The sequence below is a fragment of the Neobacillus vireti genome (genome assembly GCF_036962465.1).
Lineage (GTDB): Bacteria > Bacillota > Bacilli > Bacillales > Cytobacillaceae > Neobacillus > Neobacillus vireti_B.
On record NZ_JBALNF010000047.1, the window covers coordinates 23613 to 30621 of the forward strand.

The 7009-nt window shown below is 35.2% G+C and carries 5 protein-coding genes; all 5 read right to left on the reverse strand.

Going from position 1 to position 7009, the window contains the following annotated elements:
* Nucleotides 1-124: 124 nt before the first annotated feature.
* The gene (locus tag V7077_RS19330; RefSeq protein ID WP_335504903.1) at nucleotides 125-1129 is read right to left on the reverse strand and encodes an AI-2E family transporter; all 1005 of its coding nucleotides are present in this window, start codon (nucleotides 1127-1129) and stop codon (nucleotides 125-127) included.
* A gap of 583 nt (nucleotides 1130-1712) precedes the next feature.
* Entirely contained in the window at nucleotides 1713-1829 is a 117-nt protein-coding gene (gene sda / locus V7077_RS27780; RefSeq protein ID WP_420489681.1) for a sporulation histidine kinase inhibitor Sda, read from the reverse strand.
* A gap of 152 nt (nucleotides 1830-1981) precedes the next feature.
* Nucleotides 1982-2269 carry an HPr family phosphocarrier protein gene (locus V7077_RS19335; RefSeq protein WP_420489682.1) on the reverse strand — a complete coding sequence of 96 codons (288 nt, stop codon included), beginning with the start codon at nucleotides 2267-2269 and terminating at the stop codon, nucleotides 1982-1984.
* Nucleotides 2270-2335: 66 nt separating this feature from the next.
* Entirely contained in the window at nucleotides 2336-3823 is a 1488-nt protein-coding gene (locus tag V7077_RS19340) for an NAD-dependent epimerase/dehydratase family protein (protein ID WP_335504905.1), read from the reverse strand.
* A gap of 216 nt (nucleotides 3824-4039) precedes the next feature.
* Nucleotides 4040-6787 carry a family 78 glycoside hydrolase catalytic domain gene (locus tag V7077_RS19345; protein ID WP_335504907.1) on the reverse strand — a complete coding sequence of 916 codons (2748 nt, stop codon included), beginning with the start codon at nucleotides 6785-6787 and terminating at the stop codon, nucleotides 4040-4042.
* Nucleotides 6788-7009: the final 222 nt, after the last annotated feature.

Genomic DNA, 7009 nt, shown 5'->3' on the forward strand with positions numbered 1-7009 from the left:
AAAATACCTGAGGCCTTGTTACAATTGAATTCCTATTTAAACCTAAATAGCAAAAAACACCCGTTCTCTGGTGAAATATAGGCAACGAAACCTACCAAAGAAAGGGTGTTCCATCTTTGAACATTTATTTGTCCTTAATTTTCACTCCAAAAAGATCCAAAAGGAACATCAATAAAGGAATTCCCAGAAGCAATCCCCAGATGCCCAAGAAATGCTCGGAAATAGTTAACGTTATGAATGTGATAAACATTGGAACTTTTGTTTCGTGTGACATCAGTCTTGGATTTAGCACATAACTTTCGATCGCGTGTAAACCAGCAATCATCACTATCAACCAGATGATTTTTGTTACGCCTCCGATGGTAAATCCGATAATCGCAAGGGGAATAAAACTAATAATTGCACCAGCGACGGGAATAATACCAAGGATGAACATCATGAAAGCTAGACCAAGCACCTTATCGAAACCTAATATGGATAACCCGATTAAAGAAAGCGATGCATTGATGAAAGAAATTAGGATTTGGATTTGAAGCACTTTTCCAAAAGTATTGGCAAAGTTAATTCCTAAATACTTATAATAGTTATAAATCGGTTTAAACTTACTGCCTTCAAGTCTCTGACAAAATTCCACAATATCTTTTTTTCCAATTAGGATGAAGAAAGTGAGAATCAAAGCGATAATGAATTGAAGGCTGATTTCACTGATGTGCGGAAGGGCATGAAAAACAGAGGTAAGGCCTTCTTTTGCGTATGTTTCAAAACTGCTAGCCTTAATAAAAGTAAATTTGTCCAAATAGTATTGGAAATCGAAAGTGGTCACTTTTTTACTGACACCAATCAATTCCTTTGTTAAACGAGGGATATATTGGGCTAAACCAAAGACTACAACCAAAATGATGCTTAAAAACATACCGATGGTAATAAATTTCTCTTTCATTTTCGGAAACACTTTTTGAATATGCTTGAACAGAAAAATTTGCAAGCTGTTAAGAAGATAGGAAAAAATAAATGCAAGAAGAAATAGATTCAATAATCCTTTTAAGCTGAAAAGCATTATAACTAAAATCACCAAAGAAAAAACTTTTATCACTACATCATCTTTGAAAAAGTGTTTAAAAAAATTCATATCCAACCTCTTTTCATATTATTTACTGTTTGATATTTATCTTTGCCCCTTGCCTTTAAACAGTCAGCAGCAGCGTAATTTCCCCCTTGCACTGTCTCTCCTACATAATTTTTTCCTAGGTCGACACTATAAGCTTCTTCATGTTCAAATATATGTTTGACTGAATAATAATATCTGCATTGTGATATCCTACACATAATTAGCTTAAGTATTTTCTCCCTCACTTAATTAAATTATTATTCTAGCACCAGTCTTATCTTTATTATTTCATATTTGTGCTTTTAATTATATGAATGTAACTAGTAGAATTGAAGCTACTTGCCGTGATTGACATTCTATAAACTTTATACACTGTGTTTCAAAAACATGGAAGGATTGAAGTTTTGTCTTTTAGTTCTTTCATCTGATAAATTAAATCCTATATTAGATGACTTTATAAGCAAAAAAATGCCACTTTCCTTTTTTAGGTATTAGTGGGAGTTATTACACCCAACACTTAACCCCTAAAAAAGGAAGTGACAAGTTTCTAGATTTCATATTCCATATTAAACCTATTTATTAACAATATATTTATTAAAAAACATTAAAAATACCGCTTTTTTATTTCTTCTGACAATAACAAAATAAAGTCTTTACATATATCAAGCCTAATCGCATCATTGTAAATTTCAATCAATTCCTCTATGCTGAGTTTTTCCACATTATTATCACTCTCACTTACTTATCTATTTACTAATAGACGCCCATATAGTTAACTAGAAGAACGTTTATTTTAAAGTTGTAATTTTAGTATTTAACAGAAAGTTAAATCCAACACCTTGTAACATACTTTTAGTTTTTACCCAATTACTATTATCTTTCCTTTGTAAGGAATGTCTCTAAGGATTTTATATCATTACTTTCATCAATTCCATCCGCAATAAGGGTAATTTCCTCTCCCTTTCTAATTGCTAAGCACATAACACCCATAATACTTTTAGCTGCTAACAACTTTCCATCCTTCAAAATCTTTATATCACTACTATTTTTTATTGCTTCTTTCACAAACTCAGTAGCATTATAAGCTTGAAGGCCGCGTTGAAGGTTCACAACAATCTTTTTCACACGCATCTGCTTTAGCTCCCTTGCGATGTCTATCATCCTATGTGATCTCCATCATAATTTTTAACTGAAGGCTCTACTTAATATTGCTTAAATATAAATTATCTACGATTTCATATCCTGAATAATATCCTGTGAATAATAATTATTTTCATGTTTTTCATGTAGCGGGTACCACACTTGTGCAAAAAACGGATTCCTTTTAGCTTCTTCATCATAGTTCCATGGAGCAGGGAAACAGTCTGGACACCAATGACCCCCTAATAAGATTAGGGTTGGACTAGCCTCAAATTCATGACCAAAAGCACAACGCCACTGGAGTTTTGCAGCTAAATCACCTTTTACCATATAAGTAGATAAGCATTTTCCTCCTCTAAATTCCGCTGCATCCTTCATGTCTTCTATATCTAATTCAGTTTTAGGTTTGCTCTCATCATATCCATGATTAAGGCGAATCGGTTGTTTTGATGGTTCAGCCAACTTAAAATTATCCCAAGTTGGTATCTTATTCCACTCTTCTCTAGTACCAAAAAAAGCAGAGATTCGGTCCTTATCGTTATTTTTAATCCAATACATCGTTCCGAGTTCTTTATTAGCTACTGGTTCCATGATAAATTTTTTTATGATGAAAGATGGTACATATTTAGCTAATTTCATGCTAAAGGGTGCACTTGCTTTTAACTCATCGATGAACTCATCGACAGACCCGCTTCGAAAGTGCAGATATTCTTCTAATACATCTGAATCCTCATACCATTGCCCATGGAAATTTCTCGTTGCAAACCAATTCAAATCAAATACCTTTCTAAAATCATTCATGCCTAACGCTTTAAAACTTTTTTGCATGAATTCATAATTGGTAGTCCGATATTTTTCACCGCCGCCAATATTGTAAATTCTTCTCCAAAAATCTTCCGGTATATCATCCTCACAAGCGTTTGCTAAAAGTCTGCCTGAATCACGGGCAGTAGCCCATTCAAATACACCATTTACCGGTTCGTGAAACATTATTGGATCCAATTGGTTTAAAAGTCCACTATATAAAACCCCTGTTTGCCTTAAAGACACCCAATACTTTAAACCAGATTCAATTACTTCTCTTTCGGCAATGGTTTTTGTAATTGCATAATTATCATAAATACTAATCTTAATTGGGTCCCCGGTTCTTCCCCAGTGAATAGGAGGATTTCTATCCCCTGTTTCAGCCACTGTCCCGATATAAACCAGTTTAATTCCATCGGGATTAGGTTGGGTTTTAATAGCATTTATAATGTTTCTAACTGCCCCTAAATTCACCTTAGTAGTCATAGTTGGAAGATAGTCTGCCGCCGGAGATACCATCCCTCCTACATGGAGGACGTAATCGGCTCCTTCTACACACTTTAAAACGTCATGATAATTTGTTAAATCTCCCCAAACGATTTTAACGCCAGGCTCTTTCTCATATTTGGTCATTATTTTTCTATCTTTCTCTGTCGGTAATACCAATGCCACAATATTAAAGCGATCTCTTCTATTAAGCAATTGCTTAAACCCTTCATACCCCATGTTCCCTGATGCACCTGTTAAAAAAATTGTTTTTTTATGATTCAATCTTTTCACTCCTCTATTACACTACTGCGGAACTTTAAAACCTTAAGTTAGAAACATTCTATTAAAATAAAAAGTAATTTTATATTGTAATATGTACAAAAATAGGAGTAATTGTATATTAAATAGTGTTAGTTTTCATATTGGTTTTCCCCTTTTCAAAAAAAGATCGAGAGGATTATCCTATCGATCTTGGTTCTTTGTTTACCATAATGCATATTAATTTGTTAAAACTTCATTCTGACTTTGATTTAGGGTATCGATAACCATTTTAAATAATTGTTCTGATTCACCTGGGGCACTAGCTATTATTTCATTTATAGTTAACTGATAGGCAAACTGAATCATTGGATTGTTCAGTAATTCCGGTGAATATTGATTCAAAACTTCAATAGCTAGAGGCTCATCCAGGATTTCCTTTAGAGTAGAATCAAAAGTAAACCTGTCTACTTCCAAAGAGGTTTCTGTCGCATATTCAAAATGATAGCAGCCAGAGCCCAATTTCATTGGTTTATCCTGTTCTGGAAGATATAATACTGCAGTAGTATTTGCAGGAATTTCCACATCAACCTTGATCGATTTATCCTTGCATGACCATGCACTTTTTATTTCACCATAAACGGAATTAAAAGTTGCTTCCACTGAAGTGATTCCTTTTATGAACTGTGGCTTTATTAATATTCTCTTATACCCTGGCTCTAGCTGATTGATGCCTGCCAGTTTTCGGTACATCCAATCCCCAATGGAACCATAAGCGTAGTGGTTTAAGGAATTCATACCAGAGGTATCAAAGTCCCCATTTGGTAAAATGGAATTCCAACGCTCCCAAATGGTTGTAGCACCCATTTTTACAGAATAAAGCCAGGATGGATAATCCTCTCGTAAAAATAGAACTCCAGCTAAATCATGATGATTATTTTCCGTCAAAGTATGGCTTAAATAAGGAGTTCCTACAAAGCCTGTTGAAAGATGGTTTTTATGATTGGCAATATTGGTTTCCAAAGACTCTAAAATTCGTTTCCGGTACTTTTCCTCAGCCAGATCAAAATAAAGTGCCAATACACAGCCTGTCTGGGTTTCACTTACCATTCTTCCAGTGGCAGTAATGTATTCCTCATTAAATGCCTGTTTAATTTTCACATATAAGTCATCGTATTTCTCTACATCCTCTATATAATTGAGAATTCCTGCCGTCTTTCTTAGAATATCTGTAGAATAAGCATAGTACGCATTTGCGACTAAGTATTTGTCAGTGGCCCCTGTCCGGTCCGCACTTTCTTCTTTATCTAACGCCAACCAGTCGCCATACTGAAAACCAGTCTGCCATAATCCATTGCTGCCACAACGTGAGGTAATATAATCAACCCAGCCTCTCATACTTTCATATTGTTCTTCCAAAACCCTCACATCACCGTAAGTCTGATACATAACCCATGGTATGATGACAGCTGCATCACTCCATGCTGCTGCCCCTTCCTGATTCCCTAAAATATTGGGAATCACATGAGGAACTCCGAACTCAGCCGTCTGTTCGGATGCTAAGTCACGCAGCCATTTTGTGAAAAATAACGCAACATTCCGATTATAGGCAGCTGTGCCGGCAAATACTTGTGCATCACCTGTCCATCCCAGCCTTTCATCTCTTTGTGGACAATCGGTAGGGATGTCTAGGAAGTTACCTCTCTGCCCCCACTGAATATTACTTTGCAGCTGGTTTACTAGCGGGTTAGAAGAATTAAATGAACCTGTCTCTTCCATTTCAGTATGAAGTACACAGGCAGTAAAATTCTCAAGATCTATTTCTTCCAGTCCTTCAATGCAAATATAACGGAAACCATGGAAGGTAAAGTGTGGAAGGAAAGTTTGTTCCTCACCATTACAAATATAAATATCATGTGAGATTGCCTGGCGAAGAGTGTCCGGATAAAAATTTCCCTCTTTATCCAATACTTCTGCATGGCGGATTGTAATTTTCTGCCCTGGTTCACCTTTTACCTTGACCTCTACAAAACCAGTCATGTTTTGGCCGAAGTCGATTAACTTCTCCCCTTTTGGGGTTACAAAATAATCTTTAGCCGGAATTTTTTCGGTAATACTTACAGGCTCACTTTCCTGCCCAATAATTAGATCTTTGTTAAAAGAATATCCTACTGTGCTATAGAGCCTTCCCTCTTTAAAAGTGGAATCAATCGTTTCTCCCATATAAATTTCACTGCTACGGATCTTTCCAGTTGTCACCTTCCAGCTTTCATCGGTTTTAATGATTTCTATTGTTCCATCAGAATAAGTAATATGAATCTCAGCTAAAGCAGCGACTCGGTCTCCATAAATATTTGGTGTCATAGCAAAGCCAAAGATCCCTTTATACCAGCCGTTTCCAACTGTTATTTCAATCTTATTTTGCTTTTGGAGCATTTTATCTGCTTGATAGGTCTGGTATTGCAGTCGTTTTTTATAATTGGTCCAACCCGGTGCAAAAAAAGTGTCTCCCACTTTTTCTCCATTAATTTTAATTTCATATACTCCTAAAGCAGTAGCATAGACTCGGACTTTCTTAATCTCTTTTTCGACCTCAAATTCCTTGATAAAAACAGGACATGCCGTTTCTTCAGATGGGAATTCATGTGTAATAAATTCAGCACTAAAGTTTGTTCCATTTAATAATCCTGTTTCAAAACTTCCTTGTACCAAAGCCTGATTTCCTTTGTTATCCCAAACCTCAACCGTAACCTCGTACAAGGTAGAAGCTTCAAGTTGAAGTCCCTCATAACTAATTAATACAGAGTCGCTACTTTCCCTTTTGCCGGTTTCCCAAACAATCTTTTCCTCTTCTGTTACTATAATTTGATAAGCAGTCTGTAAAACATTCTCCTCTTGTGAAACCAATTTCCAGGAAAAACGAGGTTTACTAACATCTATTCCAACTGGATTCTCTTGGTATTCTATACGGAAATCTTTTAAGATCATATAATCACAACCCATTTTATAAATTATTTTTCATTTATTTATAAGTCTTTATCCAATAAACTAAATACGCAATTTTTGCCTCAATTTGGCTGTTTATACTTATTTTTTTAATTCTCTTAGATTTCCTCCTTTGTGTGAAACTTATAATTTAATTTTATTTTGTTTGGAAGCGTTTTTGTATCACGATTTATACAAAAATAGTAATATATGAATCTTTTAATT

Bases quoted from the DNA above. Each gene is read 5' to 3' on its own strand.
- V7077_RS19345 (WP_335504907.1), bottom strand. From the start codon at position 6,787: ATGATCTTAAAAGATTTCCGTATAGAATACCAAGAGAATCCAGTTGGA.
- V7077_RS19335 (WP_420489682.1), bottom strand. From the start codon at position 2,269: ATGATAGACATCGCAAGGGAGCTAAAGCAGATGCGTGTGAAAAAGATT.
- V7077_RS19330 (WP_335504903.1), bottom strand. From the start codon at position 1,129: ATGAATTTTTTTAAACACTTTTTCAAAGATGATGTAGTGATAAAAGTT.